This is a genomic window from Candidatus Bealeia paramacronuclearis, assembly GCF_035607555.1.
GTDB lineage: Bacteria > Pseudomonadota > Alphaproteobacteria > UBA9655 > UBA9655 > Bealeia > Bealeia paramacronuclearis.
Genome location: NZ_JAVHWZ010000001.1, coordinates 845,560 through 861,771 on the forward strand (window position 1 = coordinate 845,560; position 16,212 = coordinate 861,771).

The following is a 16,212-nucleotide window of genomic DNA, read 5'->3' on the forward strand; positions in this document are numbered from 1 at the left end:
CTTTCTCAATCTACTTTCACTCATTTTTGAGGGAAGTGGTTTCCTTTTCCTCCGCCGTCCAATCTTTTAAAAATCTCTCCTGCACAGGTTTAATATGAGTGGGGTCGCGTGTGATGACACCCACTTGGCGGCTTTTTTCAAGAGATTCTGTATGAAAATTTGCAGACCCCAAATACATAAGTCCCCCATCCACAATCATAACCTTTGCATGAATATGGAGTTTTACCTTTTCTTTGTTTGTGTCCCCCGTGAGGCGAACTTTTCCACCCGCTTTTTTAAGAGCCTCCTGGCCAATTTCACTTTTATTGCCATGTTTTTCACCGAAGGGATATTTCGACATCAAAAGACGAATCTCAACGCCACGTTGTGATGCCTTTGCAAGCGCGTGCGTAATCTCCTCATCTTGGAGGGCTTGTTGATAAATATCGATGCGTTTTTCTGCACTTTTAATCATTTCCAATAATTGTGAGTAGTGTTGATCTGGCCCCCAGGAAAGACGGTATTCATTTTCAGGAATCTCTTGAATGAGGTAGGGCTTTAAGACAATGCCTTTTTGAGTGATGTCTGATTGAAACACACTGTCAAGTTCGTGTAAAATTTTAGGGTCCCATAAGAAGAGGGCAAAATCACGGGTTACTTTTGTGACATTTTTGTCATCTGAGTCAGTCACTTGAAAGTTTTTGTCAAAGTTTGTGTTTCCCACAATGGCGTAACTGCCATCTCCCTCTCCCATCAGGATTTTTTCATGAACGGCATTGAATTTTGGATTTCCATGAACAACTTTGATTCCCAAATCCTGATAGATTTTAAAAGAATCTCCCTCTTTAATTTCTGATTTTTGGGGTACTTTTTGTTCTTCAGGTGTCAAGCGATCTTCAACAATAATTGTCACTTCAACGTTGCGTGCTTTGGCCTCTTTTAAAGCCTCAATGAGTTCGTCATTTGGTTTGATTTCTGCGTGAAGTTTGTAAGATCCTAATGCCAGTGTTTTTTTAGCCATCTTTATAGCGGTAATAAACGGTATGCGCTCAGAATCAATGACCGGACTTTTGATCCAATCTGGTTTATGGGCTTCAACATTTGGTAAAAACAGACCTAAAAGAATAGTATAACGAAGAAAATGAAACATACGCATTGGACAATAACCCCTTATAATTATCAATAGGTTATTACATATCGCATAATAGGCGCATTAAGTCCAGGCATTGTGATCATAGGATGTTCCCCAACTTGAACGGCGCCCATATGCTCATAAAAACCTAAAGAATGAGGATCTGACTAAAAGAGAAATTCTTTCCAACCTTTTGTGCATGCTGTTGAGACACAATGATTCCAAAGTCGGCGTCCATATCCCTGACCAATGTGTTGGGTTTCTAGAAAAAAATGATCCAAAAGAGGGGGAGTTTCATCGGTTTTGAAGAGATACTGACCGATCACTTCATTGTGGGATTTGGCCACAAAGCCAAAGCTATCCTCAAAATAGGAAGCGTCCTTAATTCCAAAGGTATCCATAACTCGGTCCAAGCCTTCTTTCTGGTATCCCCAGTATCATTTCCCTTCCCTCATCAATCGATTGAGGCTGGGGAAATATCATGGAATATGGCAGGCCTAAAGCAACATGGTCACAGGATCAGTGATGAATTGTTTGAAGGCTTTGAGGAAATTTGCACCTACGGCGCCATCAACCACACGGTGATCAACGGAGAGTGTGCACGTCATAACGGTGGCAATGGTGAGTTGACCGTCTTTTACAACGGGACGCTCTTCACCAGCCCCAATGGCCAAGATACATCCTTGAGGTGGATTGATAATCGCGCTGAATTCGCGAATGCCATACATGCCCAAATTAGAGATACTGAAAGTACCTCCTTGGAATTCTTCGGGCTTGAGTTTTCCTTCCCGCGCGCGAGATGCCAAATCACGCATCTCAAGAGAAATTTCACGAAGACCTTTGGTTTCAGCTTTTCGAATCACGGGCGTAATGAGGCCCCCTTCAATGGCCACCGCCACAGACACATCTGCGGATTCGAATTGGTACATATGATCGCCCATCCAAGAGGCATTCGCCTCAGGCACCTTTTTAAGGGCGAGTCCCACCGCACGAATGATGAAATCATTGACGGTCAATTTATACTCATCACCCATTTGATTGAGCTGGATGCGGGCGCGTAAAAGTGCATCAATTTCACAATCTACCGTCAGATAAAAGTGAGGTACAGTTTGCTTAGATTCGGTTAAACGCTTGGCAATAACTTTCCTCATATTATTGACAGGAATCGCCTCAAAAGCCGGTTCATAACCGGAAAGTCCTGGTACATCGGTGGGCAAAGTCAAAACGCGGGCAGTCGTAACCTCGCCTTGAGCAATGGCCACTTCCACATCCGATTTGACAATACGACCACGCGGACCAGATCCACTGAGGCTTTCTAAATTGAGATTATTTTGAGCGGCAATTCTTTTGGCCAAAGGACTTGCAAAGACGCGAGATTCTGAAGAAAGAGTTACCGACGCTGATTTCACAACACTCAGTTCTGGTTTTTTAGCTTCCTCTTTTTGAGGTTGAGGTGCTGTCATAGGGGCGGGCATTTTAAGGGATGAGGCATCTTCCCCATCTTCCAAAAGAATGGCAATAGGCGCGTTCACCTTCACATTTTCGGTACCTTCAGGAATAAGAATTTTTCCCATTTTGCCTTCGTCCACGGCTTCAACTTCCATGGTCGCTTTGTCCGTTTCAATTTCAGCTAAGATGTCTCCAGCTTTGACAATATCACCCTCTTTCTTATGCCATTTGACAAGGTTGCCCTCGGTCATGGTGGGGGAAAGTGCAGGCATCAAAATTTCAATGGACATTGTTGGAATCCTTCTTAATTTTTATAAAGTACGCCTTTAACAGCGGTGATAATATTTTCAACTTGGGGTAATGCCAGTTTTTCAAGATTGGCGGCATAAGGCATGGGGACATCCTCACCCGTCACACGTACGACAGGAGCATCAAGATAATCGAAAGCGTTTTCCATAATCTGCATGCCGATTTCAGCACCAATTCCTGCAAAAGGCCATCCCTCTTCAACGCTCACAATACGGTTAGTTTTTATGACTGACGTTAAAATTGTTTCCATATCCAAAGGACGCAGCGTCCTAAGATCAATGACCTCTGCTTCAATTCCTTCTTGAGAAAGTCGTTCTGCGGCTTCCAGAGCTTTTCCAACCATGATTGAAAAGGCCGTGATGGTAACGTCTTTACCTGAGCGCACAATGGCGGCTTTTCCGATGGGGACAATAAGGTCAGGATCTGTGGGGACTTCAAAAGATTGTCCATAAAGAAGTTCATTCTCTAAAAAGACGACGGGATTGGGATCGCGAATAGCGGCTTTCAAAAGCCCTTTAGCATCAGCGCCCGAATAAGGAGCCACCACTTTCAATCCTGGGCAATGGGCATACCAGCTGGCAAAGCATTGGGAGTGTTGTGCACCCACGCGAGAGGCTGCGCCATTGGGACCACGGAAAACAATGGGGCAGCCCAATTGGCCTCCGGCCATATATAAAGTTTTGGCGGCAGAGTTAATGATGTGATCAATGGCTTGCATCGAAAAGTTAAACGTCATGAATTCGACAATAGGCTTGAGGCCAGCAAAAGCAGATCCTACGGCAACGCCTGCAAAACCAGATTCGGTAATGGGAGTGTCCATCACGCGGGTAGATCCAAATTCTTCCAAAAGGCCTTGGCTGACTTTATAAGCCCCTTGGTATTCGGCGACTTCCTCGCCCATCAAAAAAACAGAAGAATCCCGACGCATTTCCTCAGCCATGGCATCGCGCAAGGCTTCACGGAGGGTAAGAGTTTGAAATTCAGAATTTTGTGCCATTACTTTTTCCATCGCCATGATTATGCTGAAACCTCGACCAAAATATCGGTATAGAGCTCTTGAGGATCGGGTTCAGGAGAGTTCTTTGAAAACTCAACAGCCTCAAGAACAATTTTCTTCACGCGATCATCTACGGCCGCAATATCATTTTCTGTGATTTTGAGATCTTTCATAATGAAATCTTTAAAATGATCAATCGGATCGCGATTGTTTTTGACGCCATCCACTTCCTCTTTCGAACGATATTTCGCAGGATCTGACATCGAATGTCCACGATATCGATAAGTATCGAGCTCTAAAATATAAGGCCCCTTCCCAGAGCGTGCATGCTCAATGGCGCGGGCACCTGCCTCACGGACTTTTTGTAGATCCATACCATCGGCTTTTTCACCAGGAATTCCCCAGCCTTGACCTCGCCCATAATAGTTGGGGCCTGCTGCAGATCGTGCTGTTGAGGTTCCCATGGCGTAGTGATTATTCTCAATGATGTAAACGATGGGAAGTTTCCAAAGGGATGCCATATTATAAGCTTCATAAACTTGACCTTGGTTACAGGCACCGTCCCCCATATATGTCAGGGACACGCCCCCATCATTTTTATATTTATGCGCGAGCGCCAAACCTGTGCCCAAAGGAATTTGCGCACCCACAATGCCATGCCCACCATAGAAATTTTTCTCGCGGCTGAACATATGCATTGAGCCACCTTTACCTTTGGAATAGCCATCAATGCGCCCTGTAAGCTCGGCCATCACACGACCTGGTTCCATTCCACACGCAAGCATATGTCCATGATCGCGATAGGCAGTAATGACAGTGTCTTGTGGACTCAATAGAGATTGCAAACCGACGACCACGGCCTCTTGGCCAATGTAGAGGTGGCAAAATCCTGCTATCAACCCCATGCCATAGAGTTGTGCGGAACGTTCCTCAAACCGACGAATGAGAAGCATATCCTCATAAAACTTGAGTGCTAAATCACGGTTGAGTGTTAAAGAGTCTTGCTTTGGGGGCACTCTCTAGGTCTCCTTAAAAAATAAAAAACAGTTGTCCTTACTAACCTGATTTTATCACCTTTGCAAGTCCGGGGGAATGACGGTTCAGACATCTCATATAATAAATAATATTTGATGAAATTAATTGATTTTTTAAAAAATAATTTAATATTAAAATCTAAAATTTATATTTAATATGAATCTTGCGTGAAATGAAAATATATATTCTTTTTTTTATTGAATTGCTAAGTGTATTTTTAAATGTAATGCGGTAAAAAATGATTCTGATCACAAAGGCGGCGTAGGTAAATCTCCATTAAAGAGTAAAATCTTCACCCAGATAAACGCGGCGCACATCTTTGTCGGCAACAATCTCTTGAGGATTACCTTCTTTTAAGACGCGCCCTTCATTGATGATATAGGCGCGATCGACAATCCCAAGTGTGTCCCGAACGTTGTGGTCTGTGATCAAAACGCCGATATTTTTATTTTTTAGATGGGAAATAAGTTCGCGGATTTCGCCGACAGCAATGGGATCAATTCCCGCCAGAGGCTCATCTAATAGCATGAAGTGAGGGTTGTTGGCCAATGCGCGTGCAATTTCAGTTCTGCGACGCTCTCCACCGGAAAGCGCAGGAGCGGGGGAGTTGCGGATATGTTTGATTGTAAATTCATCTAAGAGCTGTTCAAGGCGTTCCTCGCGAATTTCGCGGTTCGGCTCATTGAGCTCTAAAATCGCACGAATATTGCCTTCCACTGTGAGACCTCTGAAAATAGAGGACTCTTGGGGTAGGTAACCAATTCCAAGGCGTGCCCTTCTATACATGGGAAGGTTTGTGATGTCTTGACCTGCAAGATTGACTTGTCCAGCATCGGCGTGAATAAGTCCTGTAATGATGGAAAAGCTTGTTGTTTTTCCGGCACCATTGGGACCTAACAATCCAACAGCCTCTCCTCGTTTAACGTGAAGATTAACGTCGTCGACAACGATACGACCCTTAAAGGCTTTTCTAAGGCCCGAGGCGCGAAGGTCTTGAATTTCTGAATCTGTGTTTTTCATATGAGGGGTCTAACTTGAAATGGGCAAAATTACAATGCTTCTGATGATTTTTTTGTCTCATCAGCTTTTCTCATGTTTTTTGCGTCCTTAGGCATGATAATGCCCCGAATGCGTTTTGGTTTTTGATCAGACACGGGATCGTTGGGGTTTTTAGCGAATAATTGGGCTACATTGGTTTTCATATTCATAATTGCGTATTCCCCGCGAATATGATTTCCACCTTGCGTGATTTTGACATTTCCAAAAAGTTCGGACATGTCTGCTGCCGCATTGTAAACTCCGCGATCTCCTGAGGCGATTTCTTTGGGTGTGGACACAAGAACGTTGCCTTCCGCTTCAATCTTTTTCAGAGACATTTTATCTTTGGCCGAATCTTCTTTGTTTTTAGTGTTTTTCTCTCGTTCTTCTTTGGGAACAAAATAAGCAATGAGGGTATCGGCTTCAACCACTTGCTCTTTTTTAGGGAAATGGGCTACGGCATCTCCCCGGGCAATGCCTTGGTGTTTGATTTGCCAGAATTCGAGGGAATCGCGGGCAGTGATAAGTTGATCGGGTGTCACAAGTTTCAGATCGCCACCGGTTAAAATAACGCGGTCTAACGCCACGTCATAGTGAGCGTGATCGCCATAAGCGGCTTCAGTGGGATTGACGAGGGAGACATTTCCATCCGCCATCAATTCCTTAATTTCCCGATCATGGCCGGATCCTTTAAAGTAAACAGTCAATTTTGTGCCATTGACCACAAATGTGCCTCTTTGGGCACGGGCGTTTCCTGTTGCAACACAGCTGTTGGTGGCTTCATCGCAGACAACAGATTCATCGGCATCAATGACAATAGGTATGCTACCACCACTCTGCCCTAAGGAAAGGAGATTGGCGGCGGAATTTTCTTTTGCAACTTCTTCCTCGGCCTGAAGTGTCGTTGAAAAAAGAAGTGTCAGGCTCAAGAGAAAAATGATTTTCATTTTTTAATTTTCCTTAGCGGCTTTTGAGTTGATAATCACTTGAGATTTGCCTTTAAGAGTTAGTATCTTACCTGATTCATCAGCACGTTCAACCACTGTAAATCCATTTTGACTTTTAAGAGAGCCCATTGGTCCTTCACCTTGAACAGGGACGTTACCATCAACCGTTTGTGTATTGATATCAATATGCGCAGCTTCCGTTTGGACTTTGTAGCCGTCACTTGTGGTTAAAACGACATCTCCTGTAAGATCTACGGCTTTTTGATCATTGGCATAGGTTCCTGCATTGGATTTTAAATCCACTTCAATGCCTTTGGCGTTCGTCATTTTGCCATGAGGACTCGTCAATTGCGCTTGATTCTCAGTGAGTTGTTTTCCCCAGTGAGCCCCCAGCTCAAAAGGCCTTCCGTTTTCATCCGTTGACATAAATCGTGGATGGAGCATTCGATTTTCAACAACATCTGGATGCGAAAGGTTTGCAAATTCTGTGCTCTCAAGAATTTGATTTTCCAAATAAGGCCACAAAAATACAAGGGATAGCATGAAGACACCTGCTAAAGGCAGTGCGATTTTGAGAATGAAAATAGCGCGAGAATAATTCATTTATATTTGCCTTAAGAAAGACCAGCTTTTAAACAGTCGTGAAGACGGATAAGCCCTAATGGTGTTCTATTTTCAGCAATAACGAAAAGACTTGTAATCGATTTTTCATTCATAATGTGAAGGGCTTCTTGAGCCCAAGCTTCTTTTGAAATCGTAAGCGGGGAGGGGGTCATGACCTCTTCAGCTGTCATATTCAAAAGAGTCGGTGACATATGGCGACGCAAATCTCCATCGGTGATAATTCCGCAGAGTTTCTTATCTTGATCAATAATTCCCAAACAGCCAAAACCCTTTTGTGTCATTTGAATGAGTGCTTCACTCATGGGGGTTTTTAAAGATGATAAAGGAAGATCTGTCTGATCGCGCATAAGATCAGATACAAGAGAAAGACGCGCGCCCAGCTTTCCTCCAGGATGAAGGTTCTTAAAATCAAGCGCAGAGAACCCCTTTTCTTGAAGAAGTGCTACAGCCAAAGCATCACCCAAGGCTAACATTAAAGTTGTAGAAGTTGTGGGAGCCAATTGATGGGGGCAGGCCTCTTGATAAGGGGGGAGCGTTAAAACAACGTTGGAAGCTTTTCCAAGGGTGCTTTCAGCACTTCCTGTGATGCCAATAAGGGGAATTCCAAATCGTTTAGCAAATCCAATGATGTCTAAAAGCTCTTGTGTTTCCCCAGAACTTGAGAGAATCATAATTGCATCCTCTTTCGAGAGCATCCCCAAATCGCCATGACTGGCTTCTGTGGGGTGGATAAAAAATGAAGGTGTTCCTGTGGAAGAAAGTGTTGCTGCAATTTTGTTAGCGATATGTCCGCTTTTTCCAATGCCTGTCACAATTACACGACCTTGGATACGGTTTAAAATTTCGATCGTTTCTGTGAAACTGTGATCTAAATGATTCGCTAAACTCTCTAAAGAATTGGCTTCAAGTGTGAGGACGCGACGAGCTTCCTCGAGGGATTTCGTTGTTTTAGGGACTATCTTTAAAGATGAAACTGACATAGGATCCAAGCATGCATTCAATAAACTTTATCCTTTTATAATAGAATTATGAAAAAAATCCATTCAAAAATGCCGATGAGAGAAAAAATTGAGAAGAAATTAAAAACTGCACTGGATCCACAGAGTCTCGAAGTGATCGATGAATCCCATTTGCATCAAGGTCATTCAGGAAGTAAATCTTCGGGTGAGACTCACTATTTTGTGCGCATTGGATCGGCTGTTTTTAAAAATATGAATCGTATTCAACAGCATCGCAAGGTTTATGAGGTTTTAGAGAGGGAACTTCAATCCGGCGTTCATGCTTTAAGAATTGAGGTTATAGCGGAAGCGTGACCTTGGCCTTAAGGCCGCCTTGTTCAGATTTTGAGAGGTCAATGTCTCCCCCTTGATTGCGGATAATATCGCGCGCAATGGAAAGACCAAGGCCAACGCCTCCCGTTGAGGTGTTTCTTGAAGAATCAAGACGGAAAAACGGTTTAAAAACATCTTCCCATTTTTCTTCCGCAATTCCCGGGCCATCATCTTCAATTGAAATTACGACCGTACCTTTGAATTTTTCAAGAGAAACCCAAAGCTGATTTCCATAACGCAGACCATTGTTCATGAGGTTTCCAAGGGCGCGTGCTGTCATATGAGGGCGCAGTAAAACGACAGGAAGGCTTTTGTCGGGTGTAAAATGGATCATCTTTCCATTTTTAATGCGTGTATCAATCACCTCTTGTAGGAGTTGATTGATGTCAATATGACGGGATTCTTCATGGGATTCTCCGCGTGCAAAGGCCAGGTATCCCTCAACCATGCGCTCCATGTCGCTGACATCTGTGATGAGACCTTTGACATCTCCGTTTTGATCCATCATCGCGAGTTGGAGTTTCATCCGTGTGAGAGGAGTCCTTAAATCATGGGAGACGCCCGCGAGCATTTCTGTTCTTTGGCCAATTTGACGTTTGAGTCGATCTTTCATAGATAAAAAAGCTTGGGCAACTTTTCGAACTTCTGTGGCCCCTTCGGGCTTGAAATCGGGGAAATCGCGTCCTTTACCAAAACGATCAGCAGCAATCGCAAGACGCCTTAACGGTTTGACTTGATTACGCATGAAAATGGCAGCCACAAATAAAAAGAAAATTGATGTTCCTGCCGCCCACATGACAAAAAGCGGTGTGGTTTTGGGAAGGAGTCGTTTCCTGGGTGTTGTAAACTCAAGAACCCTTTTATTGACCTCGGTTTCAATAATAATGTCAGTGTTTGAAATCTCAAATTGATAAGGGCGCCTTAGTTTTTCCTGAAGTTCAAAGTCCAAAAAACTATCGATCCATCGGGGGTCGGTTGCTTTTTGAAGCTTTTTTTGAGGAAGTAATTTCATGGAAAATCCCAGCTGAGATCCCGCAATGCCTTTGATGAATTCAAAGCTTTTTGGGTTTTTCTCATAAAGATCAGCCAAAAGTGAGACGTCCCCTGCAATGTCACGCGCCAAAACCTTGGTGGTATATTCCCAGTGGCGATCAAAAAAAATGTAGGCGGAAATCGTTTGGACCAAGACAAGCGGGGCAATCAAAATAAAAAGAGATCGCCCAAACATTGTTTTGGGGAGGAATTTTTTGAGAGATTTAAAAGGATGGCGAAGTGCGTAGATCATTCAGTATCCGTCATCAGAACATAACCTTTTCCGCGCACAGTCTGAAGATAACGTGGCAGTTTCGGATCTTTCTCAATCTTTCGACGTAATCGAGTCATTTGAACATCGATGGTGCGGGGGTTCATTTCCTCTCCATAAAGCTCAACCAACTCTTCACGCGAAAGGGGACGTCCTGGGTATTTTGAGAGAATTTTAAGAAGATTGCTCTCAACCGTTGTAAGCGAAATTGCATTATTGTTGAGGCTCAAATGATTCGTTTCAGGATCGTAAATAACGCTTCCTAATTTAATTTTGATTGCTGAGTCGTAAGCTTGCGTTCGTTTTAGAATGACTTGAATTCTTAACAGAAGCTCTCTTGGGTCAAAAGGTTTTGAAAGATAATCATCAGCCCCATAAGATAATCCTTCAATGCGGTGATCAACCTCGCCCATAGCGGTGAGCAATAAAACAGGGAGGGATTGAAGGCGATCTGATGTTGTTTTTAGTCTTTGGATAAATTCAAAGCCTGTTTCTCCGGGCATCATCACATCCAAAATCATGAGATCAAAGACGAAAATTTTCAAAAGCTCTGCAGCCTTTGCAGCATCGGACGCCGTTGAAATACGCATATTATTTTCGTGCAAAAATTTCTTGAGAAGCTCACGAAGTCTCTCATCATCATCAACAATTAATATGTGTGGAACATGCGTCATAAAAGTAATTATAATATATGCCCTTTCAAACTGAAAGTGCTGAATTTGAAGGCAAAGGCTGAACCTTAGAAAAAAGAGGTCGTGGAGCTCCAGAGGAATTTGAAAGAATCTGTCGTTGAACCTGGATGGTTGCGCCCTTTTTTTCTCAAATTATAGCCCGTTAATGCGGCTTCTTCATTTCTGAGGGGTATATACCTCTCGCTAATGAAAAGGCCTTCTATACCTCTCGCCAATGAAGAGGCCTTATTAATCAGAGGAGTAAACGAAACAACCGTTGTAATTCAATAAAATTTATTTATAAACAAGGCATGAAAATTGAACTGACAAATAAAGAAAAACAAGATCTAGAATTTCAGCACAGTAAAGAAAGAGATCGTCGCGTGGCTGATCGCATCAAAGCCGTTTTGTTAAATGCGGAAGGATGGACTCAAAAGCAAATCGCTCAGGCTTTGCGTATTCGCTATGAAACTGTTCAAAATCACCTCAACGATTACAAGAATAGCTAGCAGGAAACTGAAACCTGAAAATGGCGGTTCTGAAAGCCGTCTTACCCCTCATCAAACTTTGCAGCTGATCAGCCATCTTGAGGGCAACGAATGAACAAATAGCTCATTCGCAACAATTTTTCTTTCAAAAAACTAAGGGCACACCTTCGAAAGCAGATCCAGTAAAACAAGCTGAGTTTATCCAAATCTCTTGGGTTCCATTAATTTGGAAACGATGGATGTGACTATTGCAGCCCATGAAACCATTGATAGCAAGGCCATGGAAAAGCATTTTGCCGCCTTGCGAAAGAAATATCCCAAGGCCCCAAAAATTCACCAGATTTTAGATAGGGGCCCTTATAACATCAGCAAAGACACAAAGCGCCGCTGAAAAATATGGGATCGTTCTTCATTATTTGCCGCCATACAGTCCAAACTTGAATCCAATTGAGCGATTATGGAAAGTGATGAACGAGTACGTACGCAACAATCGTGTCTTTCAAAGTGCTGCTGAATTTAGGGATGCCATTGACGCATTCTTTGCTACGTGGCCTCAAATCGCCATCTCTATGGTTGACCTCATTAATGATAACTTTCAGATCCTTAATAAGGCATCTTCAAGTTAAAGGAGTATATCACGCGGATATTGGCCAAGCGTTGTGCAGGATCTGTGTCACTTTCCTTGCGAAAACCTGTATTGAGCGGAATGACGGCTATGATGGGTTTGTCTTGTCCGTGACGGAGTTGATGCTCTTCAAGAGCACTATAGGTGGGAGGTTAATCATAGGCGGAATCAGCAATGGCCTCCGCAATGGGAGCGTCAATCTGTCGCAGAAGGGGATCAACCTGATTACAATCGCTATTAGTATGATTTGTCAATGTTGCCGCGATAATCTCACCATGTTCATCCGTGGCAAGGCTAAGTTTCCGCCACACTTTCCGCACACGGGTCCCATGCTTATATAGTCCTTCCCCTATAAATAGATAGATTTTTAGGAAAAGTTTAGGTATAAGGAGGGAATAGCAAAAGCATATTCGGAAGACCTGCGGAAAAAGGTCATCTCCTACATTACGAGCGGCGGCCGTAAGCGGGAGGCTGCAAAGGTTTTTAACGTTGGAGAAGCCACGATCTATCGATGGATATGTCTTCATAAACAAGGGGATATTAAACCGAAAAAACGCACTTCTTATCCGCGTAAAGTCGATGAGCAAAAACTCAGAGACTACGTCGCTCAAAATCCGGATCATACGCTCAAACAAATCGCCGAAGCTTTGGGGTTGAGATTCCAAAACGTGAGTAAATGGCTTAAACGTTTAAACATTACACGAAAAAAAGACGACGCTTTACAAAGAACGTAACGAAGACAAGCGGGCCGAATTTATAAAACAGCTTGAGAAAATAGATCCTGAAACAATCGTGTGGATTGATGAAGCTGGGATTGATAATCGCCTTTATCGAGAGCATGCCTGGGCGCCGCGCGGACAAAAGGTTTACGCGGAGATCCCGGGCCAAAAAAGAGAGCGTGCCAGTATCATTGGCGGTCTCATGAAGGGTGCGTTCGTGGCGCCTTTCACCTTTCAAGGTGGATGTCATGCAGATCTTTTTAATGCTTGGCTTGAGTAGGTTTTATTGCCGGGTTTATCAAAAAATACCACCCTGATTATGGACAATGCCGCTTTTCACAAATAAAGACCATTCACGAGTTACGCAGTTTGCAGCAAAAGGGTGGGAATCTAAGCGAAAGACATGAGTTTTGTTATTTCTCTAGAGATATCATGCTTAATAACATCCCACTGCTGCTGATAAAAAGAGAAGCCTCCAGCAAGTCGTCTTTTAAATCTTTGAATCCAAGCCGAAATGGCAAGAAATATATGATTTCTTTGGGCTCGTCCCGTGCGAGACTGACAGCGTTCAAGACCGCATGTTTGCTTTAATTCCCGATGATAAACTTCGATTTTCCAACGCGATTTCATGACCAGTTCAATATGATCACGAGAGGGATTATCCCTATTGGTTCCGATATAATCCGTGCGACCGTTTTTGGCAACAAACCGGAAAACAGTAATCCATCCATATCCGCGTAAGTGAACTTTCAGTCCTTCATCTGGAATGTCCAGCTTTTCAAGAGTTTCTCCACGATTCACTTTCCTGTTTTTCTTCAACCCCATCACCCATGTCCAGCCTATGGATTCAATGGCCTTCAGATTATTCAAGCTCGAGTACCAAGCGTCTGCAACCACGTCATCCGGATTTATCCCTCTGTCTTGAGCCAGCTTTAACATTTCCCTGAAATGGTCATTCTTGCTTTTGCCATCGCTGGCTTTATCATAAATACGATAATCAACAGGAATAGAGTCATGACTCCTCAGGCCATGCCATACCAAATTGACAAGACCTATCCCCGCAATAACATCATGGGCATTCCCAGAATACTGATAATGCACAAGCTCTATCTTCTCGCTCCGATTTTTATCCAAAATTGTATCGTCACATACTAAAAAACAAGGTTCTTTCTTGTTAATAAGAGATTGAGTAAGATTCCACACTCCGCTCGGACGCAATGCACTAGAACTCAACCATCGATTGACGCTGTCATGCGACAATGGAATCGGTGACACCTCCGAAAGTGCCAACCCTGAATAGCGCACACTGCTGGCTTGTAAAAATGAACGATAAAGTGATTTTGTGCATTTGTGTCGAGACATCATTTCTTCTCATTTAATAAATATTCCCTCTCACCTTATCTCTTCTCTCTTCTCCTGCAAACTGCGTAACTCGTGCCATTGCATAATTGAGGGATGAGGAGAGAAAGGATATACTGAGGAAAGTCCGAAAAGCAGGAGTGATCGAAAATGTCCTTTTTAAATCGTGAAGCCAGAGAGCGTTTAAAGAACAGTCAACTTATCCAAGCTTTTAGCCTTATCGACTGGGAGAGTGTAAAGCAAAATATGGGGAAACTAGGAAGATCTGGCTATGGCCCCAATGGGTACGTACCAGTCAATTTACTGAAGGCGTTGATTTTGCAGGCTTGGCATAGCTTAAGCGATGAGGGGTTGGAAGAAGCCTTGAGGGTTCGGTTGGACTTTATGGTCATCACGGGGTTGGAAAAGGTGCCTGATCATACGACGCTCTGTCGATTTCGCAACTTGTTGATCAGTCAAAACCTTTGGGAATACCTCCTTGCAATGATCAATTATCAACTAGAACAAAAGGGATTAAAAGTGAAAGAATCCCAAGGAGCGATTATAGATGCGACGCTTATCGAATCAGCGGCACGTCCTCGGAAAGAAATGGAGGGGATGGCTGTTGATCGTGAAGAAGACAAGGAATATGCTGTTGAAGAGCAGGTAACCCTTTCCAAAGATCCAGATGCCACATGGCTTAAGAAGGGGAAACGGAGCTATTTTGGGTACAAAGGCTTTATGGTCATTGACCAGGAGGACGGATATATTGATCAGGTTCACGTGACGCCTGCGCATGTCTCTGAAGTGAGAGAGTTGGAAGAGGTTGTGAAGAAGCGTCGAGATAAGAGGCTTTATGGAGACAAAGGGTATGCTTCCCAAGGAAACAAAGACTTGCTGAGGTCTAAGGGGATTAAGAACGGGTTGATGGAGAAAGCGAAAAGAAATAAGCCCTTAACCCATTGGCAAAAAGTATTTAACCGGATGATTTCGAAGATTCGATATAGGGTGGAACAAGGATTTGGAACCTTAAAACGAAAATTCAAATTCACGAGAGCATCCTATTTTACAACACCCAAAGTTCAAGGACAAATGGCCCTAAAAGCCATAGCCTTTAACCTCTTAAAGGCCACAAATAAGGTTGCTTATGGATAAATCAGGCGAGTTAAGTGAGTATTTGAGCAAAAAAAGAACAAAGAGACGAAGAAAAATATCATCCCCCTCAATTTAAAAAACTCAAAAATTAGCTTTTCAGGACCTCAGTTGGAATTTTTATTAATTATGCAATGGCCTTTCTTTTTGTTTTATCAGACAGTCTCTTAGGGAAGAGTGTTGCATAAATTACAATGTGTCGTAAGTTTTTAAAATTGAGAGATTCAGGGCTTGCTAAATGTAAATAATTTTAATAGCCTTCAATCGCTTATTAAAAAATAAGAATATATCAAACCATCTCTTAGGGAGACTCTCATGAAAAAAAACTTTGTAACACCAGGCCTTTCTTTGCTTAGCGTCCTTGCGCTTGCAGGACTTACAGGATGCGCAACATCCAATATGGATCGTCTGCAATCTGATGTAAAATGGGGCGAATGTGTGAATTGCGATTTGTCAAAAGCAAACCTTGCTGGCAAAGACCTTTCCCACGTGGATTTGGCCGGTGCCAATTTAAGTGGTGCTAATCTTGAAAAAGCCAATCTTCAAAATGCTAACTTAGAGCATGCGAATTTAATGGGGGCTAATCTTAGCTTTGCCAATTTTGAACGTGCGAATTTGACCGGTGCGAATTTAGATGCTGCAATGGCTCCCAATGCGAACTTTGAAAGAGCAACTGTTGTGGATGCCAACATGGCCGCAGACCTCAAAGATGCGAACTTTGAAAGAGCCTTTGTTGCAGATACAAATTTCATAGGTGGCAACCTCGCTGGCGCCAATTTCTATTGGGCTGAGACAACGGAACTTGTTAAAGAAATGCTTTATCACTCTGGTGCACAAAACCTCGACAAGATCACCGTTTATGGTCAAGAGGAAGTGGCGGTGCTGAAGAAGAAGCATTATAAAAAGCACAAAAAGCATCACCCTAAAGCTGCAGAGCACAAAGTGGTGAAGCATGAGCATCACAAAAAGCCTCATGCCCATCATGCAAAGCCTACGAAAGTTGAGCCCGTAAAAACAGCTCCTGCTATGATGCCACTGAAGCCTGCAGGTAAAAAAGATCACTCAAACTAAAATA

The 16,212-nt window shown here is 43.2% G+C and carries 18 protein-coding genes and 1 pseudogene; 6 read left to right on the forward strand and 13 right to left on the reverse strand.

Annotated elements, in window-relative coordinates:
* Positions 1-16: 16 nt before the first annotated feature.
* The 9 genes from Bealeia2_RS04285 to Bealeia2_RS04325 all read right to left on the reverse strand — a co-directional run bounded on the left by Bealeia2_RS04285 (position 17) and on the right by Bealeia2_RS04325 (position 8,490).
* A complete protein-coding gene (locus Bealeia2_RS04285) occupies positions 17-1,135 on the reverse strand; it encodes a phospholipase D-like domain-containing protein (RefSeq protein ID WP_331255877.1) in 1,119 nt (372 codons plus the stop codon).
* Between the two features lie 143 nt (positions 1,136-1,278).
* Positions 1,279-1,512 carry a GNAT family N-acetyltransferase gene (locus tag Bealeia2_RS04290; RefSeq protein ID WP_331255878.1) on the reverse strand — a complete coding sequence of 78 codons (234 nt, stop codon included), beginning with the start codon at positions 1,510-1,512 and terminating at the stop codon, positions 1,279-1,281.
* 96 nt (positions 1,513-1,608) lie between these two features.
* Positions 1,609-2,850: a pyruvate dehydrogenase complex dihydrolipoamide acetyltransferase gene (locus tag Bealeia2_RS04295; RefSeq protein ID WP_331255879.1), complete on the reverse strand. Its 1,242-nt coding sequence runs from the start codon at positions 2,848-2,850 to the stop codon at positions 1,609-1,611.
* Between the two features lie 14 nt (positions 2,851-2,864).
* Positions 2,865-3,884: a pyruvate dehydrogenase complex E1 component subunit beta gene (locus tag Bealeia2_RS04300; protein WP_414437830.1), complete on the reverse strand. Its 1,020-nt coding sequence runs from the start codon at positions 3,882-3,884 to the stop codon at positions 2,865-2,867.
* 2 nt (positions 3,885-3,886) lie between these two features.
* Positions 3,887-4,882, reverse strand: a complete 996-nt coding sequence (pdhA, locus tag Bealeia2_RS04305; protein WP_331255881.1) for a pyruvate dehydrogenase (acetyl-transferring) E1 component subunit alpha — start codon at positions 4,880-4,882, stop codon at positions 3,887-3,889.
* Between the two features lie 295 nt (positions 4,883-5,177).
* Positions 5,178-5,921 carry an LPS export ABC transporter ATP-binding protein gene (gene lptB / locus Bealeia2_RS04310; RefSeq protein ID WP_331255882.1) on the reverse strand — a complete coding sequence of 248 codons (744 nt, stop codon included), beginning with the start codon at positions 5,919-5,921 and terminating at the stop codon, positions 5,178-5,180.
* Between the two features lie 29 nt (positions 5,922-5,950).
* Positions 5,951-6,886 (reverse strand): LptA/OstA family protein, encoded by a 936-nt coding sequence (locus Bealeia2_RS04315; protein ID WP_331255883.1) that lies wholly within the window; start codon positions 6,884-6,886, stop codon positions 5,951-5,953.
* A gap of 3 nt (positions 6,887-6,889) precedes the next feature.
* Positions 6,890-7,489 carry an LPS export ABC transporter periplasmic protein LptC gene (gene lptC / locus Bealeia2_RS04320; RefSeq protein WP_331255884.1) on the reverse strand — a complete coding sequence of 200 codons (600 nt, stop codon included), beginning with the start codon at positions 7,487-7,489 and terminating at the stop codon, positions 6,890-6,892.
* An 11-nt stretch (positions 7,490-7,500) separates the two neighbouring features.
* Positions 7,501-8,490: a KpsF/GutQ family sugar-phosphate isomerase gene (locus Bealeia2_RS04325; RefSeq protein ID WP_331255885.1), complete on the reverse strand. Its 990-nt coding sequence runs from the start codon at positions 8,488-8,490 to the stop codon at positions 7,501-7,503.
* Between the two features lie 69 nt (positions 8,491-8,559).
* On the opposite strand from Bealeia2_RS04325, the gene Bealeia2_RS04330 reads away from it, so the two are divergent.
* Positions 8,560-8,823, forward strand: a complete 264-nt coding sequence (locus Bealeia2_RS04330) for a BolA family protein (RefSeq protein WP_331255886.1) — start codon at positions 8,560-8,562, stop codon at positions 8,821-8,823.
* On the opposite strand, the gene Bealeia2_RS04335 is transcribed toward Bealeia2_RS04330, so the two are convergent.
* Positions 8,807-10,126 carry an ATP-binding protein gene (locus tag Bealeia2_RS04335; protein WP_331255887.1) on the reverse strand — a complete coding sequence of 440 codons (1,320 nt, stop codon included), beginning with the start codon at positions 10,124-10,126 and terminating at the stop codon, positions 8,807-8,809. The genes Bealeia2_RS04330 and Bealeia2_RS04335 overlap by 17 nt on opposite strands.
* Positions 10,123-10,818 carry a response regulator transcription factor gene (locus Bealeia2_RS04340; protein WP_331255888.1) on the reverse strand — a complete coding sequence of 232 codons (696 nt, stop codon included), beginning with the start codon at positions 10,816-10,818 and terminating at the stop codon, positions 10,123-10,125. Before Bealeia2_RS04340 ends, Bealeia2_RS04335 begins: the two co-directional genes overlap by 4 nt.
* Positions 10,819-11,126: 308 nt before the next feature.
* Between Bealeia2_RS04340 and Bealeia2_RS04345 the strand changes: the two are divergent.
* Positions 11,127-11,929, forward strand: a pseudogene (locus Bealeia2_RS04345) (IS630 family transposase).
* A 151-nt stretch (positions 11,930-12,080) separates the two neighbouring features.
* On the opposite strand, the gene Bealeia2_RS04350 reads toward Bealeia2_RS04345, so the two are convergent.
* Complete coding sequence (locus tag Bealeia2_RS04350; RefSeq protein ID WP_414437844.1) at positions 12,081-12,437, reverse strand: transposase; 357 nt, start codon at positions 12,435-12,437, stop codon at positions 12,081-12,083.
* Between Bealeia2_RS04350 and Bealeia2_RS10535 the strand changes: the two genes are divergently transcribed.
* On the forward strand, positions 12,324-12,662 hold the full coding sequence (locus Bealeia2_RS10535; protein WP_331255450.1) for an IS630 transposase-related protein: 339 nt from the start codon (positions 12,324-12,326) through the stop codon (positions 12,660-12,662). The two genes, Bealeia2_RS04350 and Bealeia2_RS10535, sit on opposite strands and share 114 nt — an antisense overlap.
* Before the next feature lie 58 nt (positions 12,663-12,720).
* The gene (locus tag Bealeia2_RS04355; RefSeq protein WP_331255451.1) at positions 12,721-12,927 is read left to right on the forward strand and encodes a transposase; all 207 of its coding nucleotides are present in this window, start codon (positions 12,721-12,723) and stop codon (positions 12,925-12,927) included.
* A gap of 110 nt (positions 12,928-13,037) precedes the next feature.
* Here the strand turns inward: Bealeia2_RS04355 and Bealeia2_RS04360 are convergent, their stop codons facing one another.
* On the reverse strand, positions 13,038-14,009 hold the full coding sequence (locus tag Bealeia2_RS04360; protein WP_422388038.1) for an IS701 family transposase: 972 nt from the start codon (positions 14,007-14,009) through the stop codon (positions 13,038-13,040).
* Positions 14,010-14,156: 147 nt separating this feature from the next.
* Here Bealeia2_RS04360 and Bealeia2_RS04365 point away from each other — a divergent pair, with 147 nt between their 5' ends.
* Both Bealeia2_RS04365 and Bealeia2_RS04370 read left to right on the forward strand, forming a co-directional pair.
* Positions 14,157-15,140 carry an IS5 family transposase gene (locus Bealeia2_RS04365; RefSeq protein ID WP_331255236.1) on the forward strand — a complete coding sequence of 328 codons (984 nt, stop codon included), beginning with the start codon at positions 14,157-14,159 and terminating at the stop codon, positions 15,138-15,140.
* A 312-nt stretch (positions 15,141-15,452) separates the two neighbouring features.
* Positions 15,453-16,208: a pentapeptide repeat-containing protein gene (locus Bealeia2_RS04370; protein ID WP_331255890.1), complete on the forward strand. Its 756-nt coding sequence runs from the start codon at positions 15,453-15,455 to the stop codon at positions 16,206-16,208.
* The last annotated feature ends 4 nt before the right edge of the window (positions 16,209-16,212 follow it).